We start from the raw sequence: 660 nt of genomic DNA, 5'->3' as shown, positions 1-660 counted from the left end.
ATAAGAGAACACGCTCGTCGAGACCGGCACCAGAGTGACGCCCTCAACTTCCACGGATTCCGGGCACTGCGGAAGCCACACCTGAGCATCCTCAACAGCAGAGGCAAACTCAGCCGACCGGGAGCCAGCCTTCGCCTCATCCTGCACACCGTAGACGCACACTGCACGAACACGGGCACCCTCATCAGTAACCAGCACCTTCACCCAAGCATTCTCAGGCTGAGCGCTATCAAAGTACTCAACACGCACCAGCGCACCAGCAGCATCATAGGCCCAACGCAGAGTCTCGGTACCGCGAACGGCAGAAGAGAGCATCTGGGCGTCAGTGTAGGTGTACATGACCAGACCAGCGGGCGAATCCACACCGCTAATACGACCCAAATCATCACGAATAATCTCAGTGTGCAGAGCCTCAGAAGAGTCTGCCACAGCGGGCTGCTCGGTCACAGAGCTCATGTGCGCGCCACGGTAACCAAACTCACGAACCCAAGTACCCGCCAAATCAGACACCTGCGCACGCACCAGCGCATCTACCGCGTTGTACTCGAAGGAAGACTCCACACGAGACTCAGAAGTAACGGCGGTTCCATCCAGACGGTACGCGGTAATGTCAGTCTGCTTGACCATACGGCCAGCAGCATCATACGCATAAGCGCTCGA

Annotated in this window: 1 pseudogene; it reads right to left on the bottom strand. The window is 57.6% G+C overall.

The window, feature by feature from the left end:
• Positions 1-660: pseudogene (locus HMPREF2894_RS09180) on the bottom strand (type IV secretion protein Rhs); the annotation flags it as partial.

This window comes from Rothia sp. HMSC066G02, assembly GCF_001813145.1.
Lineage (GTDB): Bacteria > Actinomycetota > Actinomycetes > Actinomycetales > Micrococcaceae > Rothia.
Note: the sequence above shows the minus strand (reverse complement) of the source record. Positions and strands in the feature narration are given on the sequence as shown.